This is a genomic window from Motilibacter rhizosphaerae, from assembly GCF_004216915.1.
Lineage (GTDB): Bacteria > Actinomycetota > Actinomycetes > Motilibacterales > Motilibacteraceae > Motilibacter > Motilibacter rhizosphaerae.
This window is the reverse complement of the sequence record NZ_SGXD01000002.1, coordinates 438,522-454,625: the sequence shown is the minus strand read 5'-3', so window position 1 is coordinate 454,625 and position 16,104 is coordinate 438,522. Positions and strand designations below refer to the sequence as shown.

Annotated in this window: 14 protein-coding genes and 1 tRNA gene; 10 read left to right on the top strand and 5 right to left on the bottom strand. The window is 75.4% G+C overall.

Annotated elements, in window-relative coordinates:
• Nucleotides 1-229: 229 nt before the first annotated feature.
• Complete coding sequence (locus tag EV189_RS07650) at nucleotides 230-2,125, bottom strand: putative bifunctional diguanylate cyclase/phosphodiesterase (protein WP_130492332.1); 1,896 nt, start codon at nucleotides 2,123-2,125, stop codon at nucleotides 230-232.
• 83 nt (nucleotides 2,126-2,208) lie between these two features.
• Entirely contained in the window at nucleotides 2,209-4,665 is a 2,457-nt protein-coding gene (locus EV189_RS20125; RefSeq protein ID WP_165400187.1) for a hypothetical protein, read from the bottom strand.
• A 293-nt stretch (nucleotides 4,666-4,958) separates the two neighbouring features.
• On the opposite strand from EV189_RS20125, the gene rplU reads away from it, so the two are divergent.
• The 5 genes from rplU (at nucleotide 4,959) to EV189_RS07620 (ending at nucleotide 8,736) form a co-directional block, all read left to right on the top strand.
• Entirely contained in the window at nucleotides 4,959-5,276 is a 318-nt protein-coding gene (rplU, locus tag EV189_RS07640) for a 50S ribosomal protein L21 (protein ID WP_130492330.1), read from the top strand.
• 4 nt (nucleotides 5,277-5,280) lie between these two features.
• On the top strand, nucleotides 5,281-5,547 hold the full coding sequence (gene rpmA, locus EV189_RS07635; protein ID WP_130492329.1) for a 50S ribosomal protein L27: 267 nt from the start codon (nucleotides 5,281-5,283) through the stop codon (nucleotides 5,545-5,547).
• Between the two features lie 99 nt (nucleotides 5,548-5,646).
• Nucleotides 5,647-7,017: a GTPase ObgE gene (obgE, locus tag EV189_RS07630; RefSeq protein WP_130492328.1), complete on the top strand. Its 1,371-nt coding sequence runs from the start codon at nucleotides 5,647-5,649 to the stop codon at nucleotides 7,015-7,017.
• A gap of 29 nt (nucleotides 7,018-7,046) precedes the next feature.
• Nucleotides 7,047-8,153, top strand: a complete 1,107-nt coding sequence (gene proB / locus EV189_RS07625) for a glutamate 5-kinase (protein WP_130492327.1) — start codon at nucleotides 7,047-7,049, stop codon at nucleotides 8,151-8,153.
• 76 nt (nucleotides 8,154-8,229) lie between these two features.
• Complete coding sequence (locus tag EV189_RS07620) at nucleotides 8,230-8,736, top strand: GAF domain-containing protein (RefSeq protein ID WP_130492326.1); 507 nt, start codon at nucleotides 8,230-8,232, stop codon at nucleotides 8,734-8,736.
• Here the strand turns inward: EV189_RS07620 and EV189_RS20450 are convergent.
• Both EV189_RS20450 and EV189_RS07610 read right to left on the bottom strand, forming a co-directional pair.
• Complete coding sequence (locus EV189_RS20450; RefSeq protein WP_196788537.1) at nucleotides 8,733-11,585, bottom strand: hypothetical protein; 2,853 nt, start codon at nucleotides 11,583-11,585, stop codon at nucleotides 8,733-8,735. The genes EV189_RS07620 and EV189_RS20450 overlap by 4 nt on opposite strands.
• 63 nt (nucleotides 11,586-11,648) lie before the next feature.
• Entirely contained in the window at nucleotides 11,649-12,440 is a 792-nt protein-coding gene (locus EV189_RS07610) for an MBL fold metallo-hydrolase (protein WP_130492325.1), read from the bottom strand.
• 119 nt (nucleotides 12,441-12,559) lie between these two features.
• Between EV189_RS07610 and EV189_RS20960 the strand changes: the two genes are divergently transcribed.
• Nucleotides 12,560-12,688 (top strand): hypothetical protein, encoded by a 129-nt coding sequence (locus EV189_RS20960; protein WP_269204178.1) that lies wholly within the window; start codon nucleotides 12,560-12,562, stop codon nucleotides 12,686-12,688.
• A gap of 16 nt (nucleotides 12,689-12,704) precedes the next feature.
• Here EV189_RS20960 and EV189_RS07605 read toward each other — a convergent pair whose 3' ends face one another.
• Nucleotides 12,705-13,961, bottom strand: a complete 1,257-nt coding sequence (locus EV189_RS07605) for an EAL and HDOD domain-containing protein (protein WP_165400186.1) — start codon at nucleotides 13,959-13,961, stop codon at nucleotides 12,705-12,707.
• Between the two features lie 149 nt (nucleotides 13,962-14,110).
• Between EV189_RS07605 and nadD the strand changes: the two genes are divergently transcribed.
• The 4 genes from nadD (at nucleotide 14,111) to EV189_RS07585 (ending at nucleotide 16,034) form a co-directional block, all read left to right on the top strand.
• A complete protein-coding gene (nadD, locus tag EV189_RS07600; protein ID WP_130492323.1) occupies nucleotides 14,111-14,752 on the top strand; it encodes a nicotinate-nucleotide adenylyltransferase in 642 nt (213 codons plus the stop codon).
• Nucleotides 14,753-14,808: 56 nt separating this feature from the next.
• Nucleotides 14,809-15,201, top strand: coding sequence for a ribosome silencing factor (gene rsfS / locus EV189_RS07595; protein ID WP_130492322.1), 393 nt, complete (start codon nucleotides 14,809-14,811; stop codon nucleotides 15,199-15,201).
• Nucleotides 15,198-15,884 carry a histidine phosphatase family protein gene (locus tag EV189_RS07590; protein WP_130492321.1) on the top strand — a complete coding sequence of 229 codons (687 nt, stop codon included), beginning with the start codon at nucleotides 15,198-15,200 and terminating at the stop codon, nucleotides 15,882-15,884. The genes rsfS and EV189_RS07590 overlap by 4 nt, the downstream gene beginning before the upstream one ends.
• A 77-nt stretch (nucleotides 15,885-15,961) precedes the next feature.
• A tRNA-Ala gene (locus EV189_RS07585) sits at nucleotides 15,962-16,034 on the top strand.
• The last annotated feature ends 70 nt before the right edge of the window (nucleotides 16,035-16,104 follow it).

The following is a 16,104-nucleotide window of genomic DNA, read 5'->3' as shown; positions in this document are numbered from 1 at the left end:
GTCGTCCCGTGCGACACGCGCCGGGGGGAGCAGGACCAGGTCGAGGGGACCGGCTGCGGTGAGCGGGGCGCGTACGTGCTCCCGCTGGCGCGTGTCGGCGGTCTGGCGCCGACGACGGGGAGGAACCCGCTGCGGGTGCGAGGAACTCTGGTCCCCGTGGCGGCGGGCCGCTCTGCGTCGTGCGGTGCGCGGGGCGCGTACGTGCTCCCGCTGGCTCGTGTCGGGGAGCTCAGCCCTGGCGGGCGGGCTCGTCGAGCAGCTCGGTCCACGGGACGGGCTTCGACCAGCGGTAGCCCTGGCCCCGGTCACAGCCGATGTCCCGCAGCCACTCGTCCACGTCGGGCGTCTCGACGCCCTCGGCGAGCACGCGTCGGCCGAGCCCGCGGGCGAGCGCGACGACGGAGGTGATGATCGCGCGGTCCTCGGAGTCGGCGAGCGCGCCGGAGACGAAGGACCGGTCGATCTTGATCTCGCAGACCGGCAGGGAGCGCAGCTGGGCGAAGGTCGTGAAGCCGGTGCCGAAGTCGTCGATCGACATCTCGACCCCGAGCTGCGCCAGCGCGGCGACGGCGCTGGCGAGCAGGCCCTGGTCCGCGGGGAGCGCGGTCTCGGTGATCTCCAGCGTGAGCCGGTCGGCCGGTACGCCGTGCTGCGCGAGCAGCGCCGCGACCTCCTCGGCGAGGGCGGGCCCGACGAGGTTGCGCATGGAGACGTTGACGCTGACCTGCCAGTCGACCCCGCGCTCGCGCCAGGCGGCGCAGTCCCGGACGGCGCGGCGCAGCACCCAGGAGGTGAACGGCCCGATGGTGCCGGACTGCTCGACGGCGTCGAGGAAGGCGGCGGGAGGCAGGAGCCCGCGCTGCGGGTGCTGCCAGCGGACCAGTGCCTCGACGCCGACGGTCGCACCGGTCGTGAGGTCGACCTGGGGCTGGTAGTGGAGGACGAGCTCGTCCTCCTCGATGGCGCGGCGCAGCTCGGCCTGCAGGCCCAGCGCCTCGGCGGTGAGCGTCTGCAGCTGCTCGGTCCAGGCGACGACGTGCGCGGTGCTGCGGCTCGCCTCGTGCAGCGCGATGTCGGCGCGCCGGAGCAGCACGCCGAGCTCGCCCTCGCCCGCGGACACGGGGACGACGCCCCAGCTCGCCTCGCACACCAGGGGGACGCCCTCGAGGACGAGCTCGGCGCCGAGCGCGGCGCGGACGCGGTCCAGCACGGCGAGCGCCTCGGTTCCGGTCTCAGGCAGCAGCAGGCCGAACTCGTCGCCGGCGAGCCGGGAGACGACCGTCGTGGGCGGCAGCGCGGCCCGCATCCGGGAGGCGGCCGCGCGCAGCAGCTCGTCGCCCGCGTCGTGGCCCAGGGTGTCGTTGACCTCGGTGACGTGCTCGATGTCGGCCAGCACGAGCGTGCCCGGAGCGCCGGTCTGCAGCATGTGGTCGACGAGCTCGCGGAAGGCGCGGCGGTTGGGCAGGCCGGTGAGCTCGTCGTGGCGGGCGCGGTGCTCGTCCTCCGCGGCGGAGCGGCGCAGCCGGCGCATCGTCGACCAGGCGAGCCCCACCTGGACGAGGTAGAGCGCGAGCAGGGCCAGCGAGAGTCCGACGTAGTAGCGGTGCAGGTCGCGGCTGACGCTGGCCGCGATGTCCTCGTACGGCACGCCCACGTCCAGCACCTCGCCGGCACCCCCGGACGCCGGCGTGGGCAGCGGCGCGACGATGTGGATGACGGAGCCGCTCGGCGTGCTCGGGTCGCTGGTCAGCCCGACACCGGGACGTCCCGCGCGGGCGGCGGCGAACAGCGGCCCGTCGACGGCGGCGAGGCGCCGCTCGACCGGGCCCTCGCCCCACAGCACCCGCCCGTCGACGCCGCGGACGGCGACGAAGTGCACGGCCTTGCGGCGCATCGCGCTGTCGACGAGCACGCGGAGCTGCGCGGCGTCCGCGGAGCTGATCGAGCTGACCTCGCGGCCGGCCAGCACCGGGTCGAGCACGGTGCCCTGGAGCATCCGGGCCTGCGCGGTGCCCCGGCCGAGCACGCGGACGTGGCCGTCGCGCTGCTCGCCCTGCACGAGGAACAGCCCGAGCACGAGGACGGGCACCAGGCTCGCCGCGGCGTACCCGGCGGCTGCGCGCACGTGCGCAGGGGGCCGGGCTGGCCGTGGGGAGCTCACGCGGTCCTGTCGGCAGACAGGGCGCGTGACTTCAGTCACGGGCGGGATCAGTCCGGCAGGTACGCCGAGCGGCCGGCCGGGGACGCCGACGGGAGCGGCGTGGACGAGGTGGTCGCCGACACCGACGGGCTGCTGGACGGCGACACCGACGGCGACACCGACGGCGACACCGACGGCGACACCGACGGCGACACCGACGGCGACACCGACGGCGACGCGGACGGCGACGCGGACGGCGAGGCCGTGGGCGACGGGCCGCTAGGCGGCAGCGGCAGCCGCTGGAAGCGGACCGTCAACGCACCGGTGTCGTCGGTGAGGTCGACGTCCCACAGCCCCAGCCGGGCCCGGCCGGTGCGCGCCGCCGTCCACGTCGTGGTCCAGACGTGGCTGCCCGCGCTGCACCCGGTGCCGTCGGGGTCGGTCGGCGCGAACACCGGGTCGACCCCGTCGACGAACAGCCCGAACAGGTCCGCGGGACGGGTGGCGTTCCAGCCGGCGACGCTCGCGGACCAGGGGCCGGTCCCGCGGGCGGCGCACTCGGCGTCGGCCGGCCCGTACCCGGTGCCCCAGGTCCCCGAGGCGGTGACGAGGTAGCTCGTCCCGCGCACGAGCACGCCGGCGGTGCGGACGACGCCGGTCGAGCCGTCGGCCGGCAGCGCCACGGACTCGTCGACCAGCGCCGTGCCGTTGGTCAGCGGGTACGCGTCGGCGGGCGGCGTCGGCACCGCGTCGGCGAGGCGCACCGAGACCTGCAGCGAACCGCTCGCCGCGGTGCCCGCCGGGGCGTACACCTGGAAGCGGGCCTGGCCGTCGACGGTGGGGCGGTAGGTCCACGTGTAGTCGTGGCCGTTGGCGCAGCTCCCGGTCGCGGCGGCGACGGGGACGAGCGACGGGCGGGCCCCGTCGACCCACAGGTCGAGCATGTCGGTCGTCGGGCGCAGCGGGTCGCCGGAGGCCGAGCGCTGCCAGGTGCTGGACTGCCCGCGGCGCACGCAGGCCGCGTCCGCCTGGCCGTCGGCGTAGTCGAACGTGCCGCTCGCCGTGACCGTGTACGTCGCGCCGGCCCGGAGCACGCCCGCGGTCCGCACGGCGGTGCCGTCGGCGGGGACGTCGAGCTGCTCGGCGTACTCGCGCGGCCCCGTCGTGAGGCGCGGCAGGTCGGCGACCGGCGCGTCCGTGACGGGGGCCGCGGCCGGCGGCACCCAGGCGTCGAGCGGCGTACCGCCCGGCAGCACGGTGACGTGCACGCTGCCGCTGTTGTCGCCGTAGTAGTCGTCGAGCAGCTGGAGGGAGAGCGGCCCGGTGGTGTCGGGGCGGTAGTCCCAGACGTAGGTGTGCCGGTCGTCGCAGCCACCCGTCGAACCCGCCCGGGTCCGCCAGGAGCTCGCCCCGCCGACGAGCAGGTCGAACTGCGTGCTGCCGGACTGCTCCCAGGTCGAGCGCCGCGACCAGCCGCTGTCGTCGTACGGGTGCCAGTTGCAGGTGGCGTCGGCGAGCATCGAGCCGGCGCCGTACGCGTAGGTGCCCGTGGCGACGAGGCGGTAGGTCCGCTTCGCCTGCAGGGAGAACGACGTGGTGACGGTCTCGCCCGTCGCGGGCACGTCGAGGCCGACCGCGGGCTGCGCGGTCTGGTCGAGCAGCGGCGGCCAGACCGGCGTGGCGGTGGGCGTCGGCGTCGACCGCGGGACCGGCGGGAGCACCGGCGCGCTGGTCGCGACCGGGCGCACCGGCGGGGGAGTGGGGACGGGCGCGGCGGGCCGGGCGCTCGCCGGGGGGCTGGCCTTCGTGGTGGGCGGCAGCGTCGGCAGGTCGGGGTCGGGGTCGAAGGTGCCGCCGGGCTTCGGCGTGGGGCCGGGAACCGGGACGGGGTCGACCACGAGCCCGGACCAGAACGACGTGCGGCCGAGCGCGCCGTTCCAGCTCATCGAGATGTGCATGTGGTCGGTGTGGTTGCTCGCCCCGTGGTACGCCCGCCAGCGGTTGGGGTCGCTGGTGGACCAGATCCGCTTGTCCCAGATGACGTACATGATCCCCATGCGCCGGGCCATGGCGTCCTTGTTGCCGTAGCGGTCGGTGGCGAGGAGGTACTTGAGGAAGGCCGCGGCGGCCGCGCGCTGCTTGGCGTTGTGCATGTTGACGCCCCAGTCGAACGCGCGCCCCTCCTTGTGCTCGGAGACGCCGCCGACCTTGCAGCCACGGCTGATGCCGAGGCTGCCGGTGCCCTTGTACGTGCGCTGCAGCCAGTTCGCGAGCTTGACCGTGCCCGCCTTGGGCTTCGGGTCGCACCTCGTCTGCTCCTGGACCGGGGCGAACCACTCGATCTTCCGGCTGAAGGTCCGCGTGGTCGCAGCCTGCGCCGCGGGCCGCGCCACGTGCGTCGCCGCCTCGGCAACCGGGGCGGTGACGGCGGCGACGGGTGCCAGCAGCGCGAGCGCCACGGCGAGGGGCACGCCGCGGCGCCCCCGCTGGTCGGGGCGCGGACGATCGGTGGGCAGGTGGTGCACGGGGTCTCCGCAAGGGGCTTCGGGGACGACCCCTACCGTTCGGCACCCGCGCAGGGGCCCTGAGGAGCCCGTCCGGTGGTTCGCTCTGCGTGACCGCTCCGAGGGGACCGGAAGGGCGGGAGCCCTCGTTTGACCTGTCGCGGGACGGTTCCGTACTCTGGTCATTCGGTGCGCCGCTGGCGCGCCTCCCCGCGCCTGCGCGTGCGACCCCCGTCCTGGGCCCTCGGCCCGGTCCGGAGCGCCGCCGCTCGTCCGCCGCGGGGTCGTCCGTGGGCTGAAGAGGAAGTGCCAGGGTGTACGCGATCGTCCGCGCCGGCGGCCGTCAGGAGAAGGTCGCCGTCGGCGACCTCGTCGTCCTCGACCGAGTGGCCGGCGAGCCCGGGTCCTCGGTCCAGCTGCAGCCGCTGCTGCTCGTCGACGGCGACACCGTCACCTCGGACGCCGCGTCGCTCTCGGGCGTCACGGTGACCGCGGAGGTCGTCGACCACCACCGCGGGCCGAAGATCGACATCCTCCGCTACAAGAACAAGACCGGCTACCGCCGCCGCCAGGGCTACCGCAGCGCCCTGACCGCGGTCAAGGTGACCGGCATCGAGACCGGGAAGGCGTGACGGCATGGCACACAAGAAGGGTGCGTCCTCGACCCGCAACGGTCGTGACTCCAACGCGAAGCGCCTCGGCGTGAAGCGCTACGGCGGCCAGCTCGTGGGCGCCGGCGAGATCATCGTCCGCCAGCGCGGCACGCACTTCCACCCGGGCCTCGGCGTGGGCCGCGGCGGCGACGACACGCTGTTCGCGCTCGTCCCCGGCCACGTGAAGTTCGGTACGCGCCGCGAGCGCCGCGTCATCGACATCGTGCCGCTGGCCGCCGCGGCCGAGTAGCAGCTCCTCGACGAGGGCGGGTCCGGGATCCTCCGGCCCGCCCTCGACGTTTTCCCCGGGGCGCCGGTCCGGCGCCCCCACCTCCTCGGAAGGCCCCCCATGACCACGTTCGTCGACCGCGTCGTGCTCCACGCGAGCGCCGGCAGCGGGGGGCACGGGTGCGCCTCCATCCACCGCGAGAAGTTCAAGCCGCTCGGCGGCCCGGACGGTGGCGACGGCGGTGACGGCGGCGACGTCGTGCTCGTGGTCGACCCGCAGGTCACGACGCTGCTGGACTACCACCACGGCCCGCACCGCCACGCGGACAACGGCAAGCCGGGGCAGGGGAGCAACCGCGACGGCGCCAACGGGACGACGCTCGTCCTGCCCGTGCCCGACGGCACGGTGGTCACGACGCTGGACGGCGAGGTGCTGGCGGACCTCGTCGGCGCGGGCGCGACGTACGTCATCGCCCAGGGCGGGCGCGGTGGCCTCGGCAACGCCGCCCTCGCCTCCACCAAGCGCAAGGCACCCGGCTTCGCGCTGCTCGGCGAGCCCGGCACCGCCCGCGACGTGGTCCTCGAGCTCAAGACCGTCGCCGACATCGCGCTCGTGGGCTTCCCGAGCGCCGGCAAGTCCAGCCTCGTGGGGGCGCTGTCGGCGGCGAAGCCGAAGATCGCGGACTACCCCTTCACCACGCTCGTCCCCAACCTCGGCGTCGTCGAGGCGGGCGAGGTCCGCTTCACCGTCGCCGACGTCCCCGGCCTGATCCCCGGCGCGAGCGAGGGCAAGGGCCTGGGCCTGGAGTTCCTCCGCCACGTCGAGCGCTGCGCCGCGCTCGTCCACGTGCTCGACTGCGCCACGCTCGACCCCGGCCGCGACCCGCTGAGCGACCTCGACGTCATCGAGGCCGAGCTCGCGTCGTACGGCGGGCTCCAGGACCGTCCGCGCCTCGTCGCGCTCAACAAGGTCGACGTGCCCGAGGCGCGCGACCTCGCCGACATGGTCCGCCCCGAGCTCGAGGCCCGCGGCCTCGAGGTCGTCGAGGTCTCGGCCGCGTCCCGCGAGGGGCTGCGCGAGCTCTCCTTCGCCATGGCGCGCGTCGTCGCCAGGGCGCGGGCCGAGGCGCCCGCGGTCGAGGTGACCCGTACCGTGCTGCGCCCGCGGCCCGTGAAGGGCCCGGAGTTCTCGGTCACCCCCGAGGGCGACTTCTTCCGCGTCCTCGGCGAGAAGCCGTGGCGCTGGGTGCGCCAGACCGACTTCTCCAACGACGAGGCGGTCGGCTACCTGGCCGACCGGCTGGCGAAGCTGGGCGTCGAGGAGGAGCTCGTGGCCAAGGGCGCCACGCCGGGCTCCACGGTCGTCATCGGCGAGGGGGACCAGGCCGTCGTCTTCGACTGGGAGCCGACAGTCGAGACGGGCGCCGAGCTCCTGCACGGTCCCCGCGGCTCCGACCTGCGGCTCGAGCCCGAGCCGCGCCGCCGCCGGTGAGCGCGGGCGCCGGCGCGCCGGCCACGCCGGTGCTGTCGGCCGCGCGCATCGTCGTCAAGGTCGGCTCGTCCTCGCTCACCACCCGGCAGGGCGCCCTGGACGGCGACCGGGTCGACGCCCTCGTCGACGCCCTGGCTGCACGGCGCGCTGCGGGGAGCGACGTCGTGCTGGTGAGCTCCGGCGCGATCGCGGCGGGCCTCAGCCCCCTCGGGCTGGCGCGCCGGCCCCGCGACCTCGCCTCCCAGCAGGCGGCGGCGAGCGTGGGGCAGGGGCTGCTCGTCCACCGCTACACCGCGGCCTTCGCCCGCCACGGCCTGGCCGTCGGGCAGGTGCTGCTCACCGCCGAGGACGTGATCCGGCGGGCGCACTACCGCAACGCCCAGCGCACGCTGTTCCGGCTGTTCGCGCTCGGCGCCGTGCCGGTGGTCAACGAGAACGACACGGTCGCCACGCACGAGATCCGCTTCGGCGACAACGACCGGCTCGCCGCGCTCGTCGCCCAGCTCGTGCAGGCCGACGCCCTCGTCCTGCTGAGCGACGTGGACGGGCTGTACGACGGGGACCCGCGCAAGCCCGGCGCCACCCTGATCCCGCGGGTCGCCGACCCGGCGGAGCTCGCCGGCCTCGAGGACCGCATCGGGGGCACCGGCTCGTCGGTCGGCACCGGCGGCATGGCGACGAAGGTGGAGGCGGCCCGGATCGCCGCCGCCGCCGGGATCCCGACGCTGCTCACCTCGGCCGCGCTGGCCGGCGCCGCCCTGCGCGGCGAGCAGGTCGGGACCTCGTTCCTGCCCACCGGCCCGCGCCGGCCGCCGCGGCTGATGTGGCTCGCGCACGCCAGCTCCCCGCGCGGGCGGCTCGTCCTCGACGACGGTGCGGTGCGCGCGGTCGTCTCGCGCGGCGCCTCGCTGCTGCCCGCCGGCATCACGCGGGTCAGCGGGGAGTTCGCGGCCGGCGACCCCGTCGAGCTCGTCGACCCGGCGGGCCTGCCCGTGGCGCGCGGGCTCGTCAACTACGACGCCGGTGAGCTGCCGGGGCTGCTCGGCCGCAGCACGCACGAGCTGGCCGCGGAGCTGGGGCCGGCGTACGAGCGCGAGGTCGTGCACCGCGACGACCTCGTCGTCCTCCCGCGCTGAGGTCCGCTCCAGGACCTGATCGGGTGGCGCCCGGCGGACCCCCTCCGGCCCCGTGGCGCGCGGCCGATGGTGCGGCATGACGACGAAGGTGGAGCTCGCCGAGCTCCGCCGGCTCGAGGCCGCCACCGCGTACGACCTCGGGGACGCGGCGCTGCGCGCGGAGCTGGACGCCCTCGCCGCCTTCACGGCCGCGGCGCTCGAGGCCCCGATCGCGCTCGTCACGCTCGTCCTCGACAGCTCCGTCGTCATCGCCGGGTCGTACGGCGTGAAGCCGGACTGCGCGTTCGCCGGCCCGGCGGGCTACCCGGTCGACTGGTCGTTCTGCGCGTTCACGGTCAAGGCGCGCGGCGCGTACGTCGTCTCCGACACGGCGGCGAGCCCGGTCCACGCCGGCAACTGGTTGGTCGAGGCGAGCTCGCTCGCGAGCTACGCGGGTGCCCCGGTCATCGACGAGGCGGGCGAGGTCCTCGGCGCGCACTGCGTCCACACCCACCAGCCGCGGGTCTACCGCCCGGAGGACATCGACCTGCTCCGCGCCGGTGCGGCCCGCGCGCGCCGGGTGCTCGCCCGGCACCGCCGCTAGCCCGAGCGACCGCTCGCGATCACCGTGCGGCCGAGCACGATGCGCAGCGCACTGCCCCGCGCCGGCAGGACAGCCGGGAGCCGCAGCGTCGCGTTGCCCCGGCGGTCCAGGCGCACGACGCCGAGCGCGGCCCACCGGCCGTGCCGCTGGACCCGCACGGCGACGGTCCTCCCGGCGTAGTGCGAGCTGAGGTCCACGCGCAGCCGGTGGCGGAGCCGGTCGGTGACGAGCAGCGGCACGGGCGCGCGGGTGTCGGCCACCACCGACCCCGGGGGCGCGACCAGAGCCGGGGCGGCGGACGGTGGCGGCGGGACCGTGCTGGCTGCGCCCGCCGCCGGGCTGCTGCTCGGGGCGGAGGTGCCCGGAGTGGCGGCCGGTAGCCCGCCGGCGCTCGGTGTCGGGGTGGGTGACGGCGGCCCCGTGGTCGGGGGTGGCGTCGTCGACGTGTCCGTGGGGACTGCGTCCCACCCCGGCAGGGGATGCTCGTCGTCCTGCGGGTCGGCACCCGGTGGCAGGGCGCGGTAGTGCATCACGACGTCGAAGGTGTCATCGCCGCAGGTCGTCCGGCCGGCAGCCGACAGGTGGAGCAGGACGCCGGCGGCCACGTCCTCGACGAACTGCTGCAGCTGGAGCCGACCGGAGGAGCTGGCCGTGCACAGCGGGTACGGGGCGCCGATCGAGACCCCCACGCCGGGCCCGGCGCCCCCCGGGGCTGCGGAGCCGATCGGCACGCCGTCGGCCGGCTCCAGGGTGCCGGTGCTCCAGGCGCCGTCGGTCTCCCACCCGACGTTGAAGCTGGTCGTCCCCCAGGCCGACCCGCCCGCCAGCGTCGCGGTGGGCGCGAACGTGAAGGAGGGGCCGGGTGACCCGTCGGCGTGCCGCTCGTGGAACGTGAGCGACGTGTCACCCGTCGCCCCGTCGCCCGTCAGCGGGACGGCCGTCGCCCCCGGACCTGCATCGAGTCGCGCGTCGCGCCGTCCGGGCGCGGAGGGGACGAACGTCACGTCGACGCGGCACCCGCGGGAGTCGCAGCCGGTGTCGCCCAGCCGGAAGTCCGCGAGAGCCGGTCCGCTCACCCGCCAGTCGGGTGACCGGGTCGCGCCGGTGAGCCAGAACGTCTGCATCCGCCCGACGTGCGAACCGACCGCCGCCTCGCCGAAGGCCCACCCGCTGGGCGCGATCGCGGGCACGCTGCCCGTCGGCTCCTGGAAGACGACCTCGGCGTACGCCGGGGCTCCGGCGTCGCACCCGTTGCGCAGGAGCGCCCACAGCCGGTCGACGCGCCCGTCAGTGCCTTGGTGCAGGTCGCGGACGTCGAGAGAGGTCCGCGAGCAGTGGTCGGCCTCGGTGTCACGGCCTTCGACGATGGCGTGGCGGACCGCGCGGTGGGTCGCGTCGAGGCTGGAGAGGAGGTCGCTGCCGAAGCCGGCGTCGACACTCAGGTCGTCAGGGGTGCCTCCGACCTGGACCAGTCCCTCCGCGGCTGTCAGCAGTTCCGGAGCGGTGTCGGCGGTCGGTCCCAGAGAGGCCCTGCTCGTCGTCCCCTGGGGCGGCTGCTGCACGGGTCGGACGACCTGCTGAGTGGGCCAGCCGGGCAGGGCGGGCAGGCCGCGGGGGAGGTCGCGCTCCCAGGGGGCGAGCACGTGGACGTGCAGGGTGCCCTCGAGGGCGTCCGCCGCGCCGTCGCACCACTGGGTGAAGGTGAGGGACAGGTGCGCGATCGCGCCGTCCGGGGCGTAGTCCAGCTGCGCGACGTGGATGTCCCCGCGCGTGTGCGAGCAGGCTCGGGAGTCCATGGAGACGTCCAGGACGGGCGCGGACACCCGCCCGTACCCCTCCCGCAGTGCACCGGTGTAGTCCCCGGCGTGCAGCCGGGCCCCTGGTGGGGCGTCGATCTCGCCGTCGACGCTGACCTCACTCCCGTCGACGTCGCGGGCGGAGCTGGTCGCGGCGAAACGCAGCGAGGTGGACCCCTCCCCTCCGAAGACCCCGACCCCGCCTGACGCCTGGTCGACCCTCACGTCCTGGCCCTTGCCGACCCAGTCGGAGGTCCCGCCGCTGTGCAGGGCGAGGGAGGTGTCGCCGGGGGTGGCGTAGCCCGCGAGGGCCACGACCGGGAGGCCCGGCCCGAGGTCCAGGCTGCCGCTCCGGACTCCGGAGGCGACGGGGGCGAAGGTCGTGTCCACCCGGCAGGCCCGGGCGTCGCACGGTCCGCTGCGGGCGGTGAAGTCGCTCGCGTCCACTCCCGCGACGGCGGCACGCGTCGGGGTGCCACCGAGCACCCAGACCGCTGCTCGCGCCGGCGTGGTGGAGTGCGGTGCGAGTTCGGGGAAGGCCACGCCGCTGGGGACGACCAGGGGCCCGGAGGGCACCGCGCGTCCGACCGCGACCTCGCCGAAGGCGCTGGCGCCGCAGGCGAAGCCGGCCCAGAAGCGGTCGACGGTGCCGTCCCCCGCGAAGTGCACCTCGCGCACCGTGTAGTCCCCGCCGTCACAGGCGGTCCCGTCAGGACGGCTCACCGACAGCGCTCCACGGGGAGAGCTGGCAGTGCCGACCTGCTGGTACGACCCCGGGACGAAGGAGCGGCCACCGGGAGCGCTGAACGCCACGTCGGTGACGGCACCATCGGCGTCGGCGAACGAGATGTCGACGGTGAACGGGGCGTTGCTCCAGAGCCTGGGCGAGGCCGTGAGCAGCTGCGTGCCGTACCGCAGCGAGGAGACCGCGAGGTAGCTCGTCGGGGTGTCCGCAGCCGCACTCACCGGCGCAGTGGGCAGCAGCCCGACCGCGACGAGCGCCAGGACGAGCAGGGCGAGCAGGGTCGGCCGCCGGCCGTACGACCACGTCATCGGTGCCCCCCCGGGCTCGTCGTGGGCGGAGGCTAGCGCTCGAGCGCCTGCCACCGCCAGGGCTCAGAGCGCGAGCGTCTCCCCGCGCCCCACCCAGCGCACGTCCACCTGCAGCCCGCGGCGGTCGAGCTCCTCGCGGAACTCCGACAGCGGCGAGCGGAACACCGGGTACTCCTCGTAGTGCACCGGCACCACCGTCGTGCCCCGGCGCCCGAGCTCGAGCAGCTCGAGCAGGTCGGCGCCCATCCGGCCGTCCATCGTCAGCGTCAGGCCGAGGATGCGGGTGCCGCCGAGGTGCACGAGCGCGAGGTCGATCTCGGGGTAGCGCCGGACGATCTCGCGCAGGTCGTCGCGCACGAGCGTGTCGCCCGACTGGTAGACGCGGTACGGCCGCTGGCCCGGCCGCTCGAACTCCATCAGCGTGCCCATGACGCGGGGGATCGCGAGCTGGGCGAGGCCGGGGGCGTGGCGCCCGGGCAGCGCGGTGACCCGCAGCGTCGCGCCGTCCTTGCCCGTCTCCCACGACTCCCACGTCGTCAGCCCCCGCGCCTCGACCCGGCGCGTCCGCAGCCGCGTGGCCCCCGACGGCGTGGTGAGCACGGGCACGGACGGGTCGAGCCCGCGGCGGGCGACCCGGTCGTAGTGGTCGCCGTGGAGGTGGGACAGGGCGACGGCGTCCAGCGGCGGCAGCTGGTCGGGGGAGAGGGCCGGGTCCTGCAGGCGCTTCGACGACAGCCCGAGGCCGAGGTACGCGCGCTGCCCGCGGCGCAGGAAGTTCGGGTCGGTGAGCACGCGGAAGCCGTCCCGCTCGAGCAGGGTGGTCGCGTTGCCCACGAAGGTCAGCGAGGACGTCACCCCGCGGAGGTTCCCCCAGGCCGACGCGTCACGCCTGCTCCGGCCCGCGGCGTCGCCGTGTGCGAGGATGCCGGGGCCGGGCTGCCGGCGGATCCGCGCTCGGAAGGTGGAGGGACCAGATGCTCGTCGTGGCGGCCGAAGAGGTCAAGAACTCGCTGCCGGCGCCGCCCATCGTGCTCGGGCTCATCGCCTTCGGCATCCTGTGCGCGCTGCTCGCGATCACCTGGACGTTCCACAAGTACCGCTGACGAGCGGCCCGCGCCCTCAGGCGCGGGCGCCCGCCGGTGCGGAGCGCGTCGCCCCGAGGGCGTCGTCGGTCGTCATCGCCGTCCACGAGACGGCCCCGAGGTAGGACCGGACCAGCTCGTCGGCGCTGATCGGCAGCGCGTCGAGCCCGGCGGCCACGGCCGCGTCGTCGAGGTCCTCGAGCCCGGCGACGGTGGAGAGGATCTCGCCGAGCCGGCCCTCGCGGCGCAGCAGCGCGGCCTGCAGGTCCTCGGCGAGGGGCAGCCGGTCGACGACCAGCGGCATGCTGAGGCCGAGCAGCTGGTCCAGGCTCGAGAGCAGCCCGACCATGAAGGCGGACTCCGGGCGGACGTCGCCGGTGTGCCGGGCGACGAGCTCGCAGGTCCGGGCCCGCGTCATCGCGGCGCTGAGCTGCTCGCTGTCCGGGTCGGAGGCGTCCGACAGCACCATGAGCAGCATCCACGAGCGCAGCGTCGCCATGCCGAGCAGGACCAGCGCGTCGCGGATCGACTCGATCCGGCGGATGGTGCCGGAGGAGGCGGCGTTGGCCGCGCGCAGGATCCGGTAGTTCAGCCCCAGGTCGGCGCGCACGACCTCCTCGATCTCGCCGAGGTCCACCTCGGGGTCCGCGAGCCGCCCGAGCAGGCGCAGGCAGGCGAGGTGCGCCGGCGACACCGTCCGCGCCGAGACGACGTCCGGGCGCAGCAGGAAGTAGCCCTGGAACCAGTCGAAGCCCAGTCGGTGGCAGAGGTCCATGTCCGTCGCCGTCTCGACGCGCTCGGCGACCAGCGTGACGTCGTGCGAGGAGCGCAGCGCGTGCACCCGGCGCTCGAGCTCCTCGGGCGCGGCGTCCTTGACGTCGACCTTGACGATGTCGGCGACGTCGAGCAGCGCCATGCGGTGCTCCTGCTGGACCGACCAGTCGTCGAGCGCGATCGAGTAGCCCTGCTCGCGCAGGCGGCGGGCCCCCTCGACCACCTCGGCGTCCGCGGGGATGGTCTCGAGCAGCTCGAGGACGGCCTTCTCGGGCGTGAACGGCACCGGCAGCTCGCCGACGACGAACGGGCGGGTGAGGTTGACGAAGGCGAGCCGGCGGCCGACGAGGCGCTCGAGCCCGAACTCCATGAAGGTGTTGACGATGACGCGGGTGGTGGCGAAGTCGTCGCTGCGCTCGGCCGAGGTCGAGGTCGTCTGGGCGCGGAAGAGCAGCTCGTAGCCCACGACGTCCATCGAGCGGTCGTAGACCGGCTGGCGCCCCACGTGCACAGCTGGCATTCCGTCTCCCGTGCCTCGCGCACGGGCCCCGGGAGGGGACGGCCGAAGGAGTCGGCTCCCGCACGTCGCTGTCCCCATCGGGTGACAATGGGAGCCACTTGAGGGGAACCGGGCGCAGGTCACCGGGACCGCAGACCGGAGGAGCGCGGGTGCAGCGGATCGGCGTCATGGGCGGCACGTTCGACCCGGTGCACCACGGCCACCTCGTGGCGGCCAGCGAGGTCGCCTGGCGCTACGACCTCGACGAGGTGGTCTTCGTCCCCACCGGCCAGCCGTGGCAGAAGTCGGAGCGCACCGTCACCCCGGCCGAGCACCGCTACCTCATGACGGTGGTGGCGACCGCCTCCAACCCCCGCTTCACGGTCAGCCGGGTCGACATCGACCGGCCCGGCCCGACGTACACCGTCGACACGCTCAACGACCTCGCCGCCGAGCGCGGGCCCGACGTCGAGCTGCTCTTCATCACCGGCGCCGACGCGCTCGCCCAGATCCTCACCTGGAAGGACGCGGAGGAGATGTTCTCCCTCGCGCGCTTCGTCGGCGTGACCCGGCCGGGGCACGCGCTCTCGGTCGAGGGGCTGCCCACCGACCGCGTCAGCCTGCTCGAGGTCCCGGCGCTGTCGATCTCGTCGACCGACTGCCGTGACCGGGTCGAGCGCGGGGAGCCGGTGTGGTACCTCGTGCCCGACGGCGTGGTGCAGTACATCGCCAAGCACCGCCTGTACGCCCCGCCGCCCGCCACGGAGCTCCGCCCCGCCCGTGACGGCTCCGCGGAGCTCCGCCCAGCGTGACAAACTGGGAGGCCGAGGGGCCGCTGCGGCGGCCCGCCCCTGCGTGAAGGAGCCGGATGGCTGCCAGTCCCCGAGCGGTCGAGCTCGCCCGCGCCGCTGCCGTCGCCGCGTCGGACAAGCTCGGCGAGGAGATCGTCGCCGTCGACGTGAGCGAGCAGCTCGTCATCACCGACGCGTTCGTCCTGGTCTCCGGGACCAACGACCGCCAGGTGAAGGCGCTCGTCGACGCGGTGGAGGAGGCACTGCTCGGGCTCCAGGCCAAGCCGGCGCGCCGCGAGGGCGAGCGCGAGGGCCGGTGGGTGCTGCTGGACTACCTCGACATCATCGTGCACGTGCAGCACCAGGAGGAGCGCGCCTTCTACGCGCTCGAGCGCCTGTGGCGCGACTGCCCCTCGATCCCGCTGCCGGAGGAGGTCACCCGCGGTCGTTCGGGCGTGGGCTCGGCGTGAGCGTCGCCGCCCGCAGCTCGACCGTCCCGCGGCCGGTGAGCCGCCGCGTCGTGCTCTGGCGGCACGGGCGCACCGCCTGGAACGCCGCGATGCGCTTCCAGGGCCAGACCGACATCCCGCTCGACGAGGTGGGCGTGCAGCAGGCGCGCGCCGCCGCCGCCCGGCTCGCGTCGCTGCAGCCCGACCTGCTGGTCTCGTCCGACCTGCTGCGCACGCGCGACACCGCCGCCGAGCTCGCCCGCCTCACCGGGCTCGAGGTGCGGCTCGACCCGGGGCTGCGCGAGACCTTCGCGGGGACCTGGCAGGGCCGGACGAGCGCCGAGATCGCAGCCGACGACGGGGACGCGTACGCCGCCTGGGTCGCGGGAGAGCCCGACGTGCGCCCGGGCGGGGGAGAGACGCGCTGGGAGGTCGCCGAGCGGACCTGCGCCGCGGTCCACCGCGCGCTCGAGGGCACGCCCGCGGGCGGCACCCTCGTCGTCGTCACCCACGGTGGGGCGGCGCGCACCGCGCTGGCCATGCTGCTCGGCCTCCCCCCGGAGCACTGGGGCGTGCTCGGCGGCCTCTCCAACTGCTGCTGGTCGGTGCTGCACGAGGACGCCCGCCGCGCGCCCGGGGCCTGGCGCCTCGAGGAGCACAACGCCGGCTCGCTGCCCGAGCCGGTGCTCACCGAGGAGGGGTAGCGAGCCGGTCGAGCGCTGGCACGGGCGCGGGTCCTGGACCTGTATAGTCTTCCGAGTGCCGCGGGCGACCGCGGTGCGGGGCTGTAGCGCAGCTGGTAGCGCACCTCCATGGCATGGAGGGGGTCAGGGGTTCGAGTCCCCTCAGCTCCACCTCTCCCGGTCCCTCCGGTCTGCACCCGACAGGGCAGCGGCCGCTGCCCCTCAGGGCACACCACCCTCA

Bases quoted from the DNA above. Each gene is read 5' to 3' on its own strand.
- rpmA (WP_130492329.1), top strand. From the start codon at position 5,281: ATGGCACACAAGAAGGGTGCGTCCTCGACCCGCAACGGTCGTGACTCC.
- obgE (WP_130492328.1), top strand. From the start codon at position 5,647: ATGACCACGTTCGTCGACCGCGTCGTGCTCCACGCGAGCGCCGGCAGC.
- EV189_RS07620 (WP_130492326.1), top strand. From the start codon at position 8,230: ATGACGACGAAGGTGGAGCTCGCCGAGCTCCGCCGGCTCGAGGCCGCC.
- EV189_RS20450 (WP_196788537.1), bottom strand. From the start codon at position 11,585: ATGACGTGGTCGTACGGCCGGCGGCCGACCCTGCTCGCCCTGCTCGTC.
- EV189_RS20960 (WP_269204178.1), top strand. From the start codon at position 12,560: ATGCTCGTCGTGGCGGCCGAAGAGGTCAAGAACTCGCTGCCGGCGCCG.
- EV189_RS07605 (WP_165400186.1), bottom strand. From the start codon at position 13,961: ATGCCAGCTGTGCACGTGGGGCGCCAGCCGGTCTACGACCGCTCGATG.
- rsfS (WP_130492322.1), top strand. From the start codon at position 14,809: ATGGCTGCCAGTCCCCGAGCGGTCGAGCTCGCCCGCGCCGCTGCCGTC.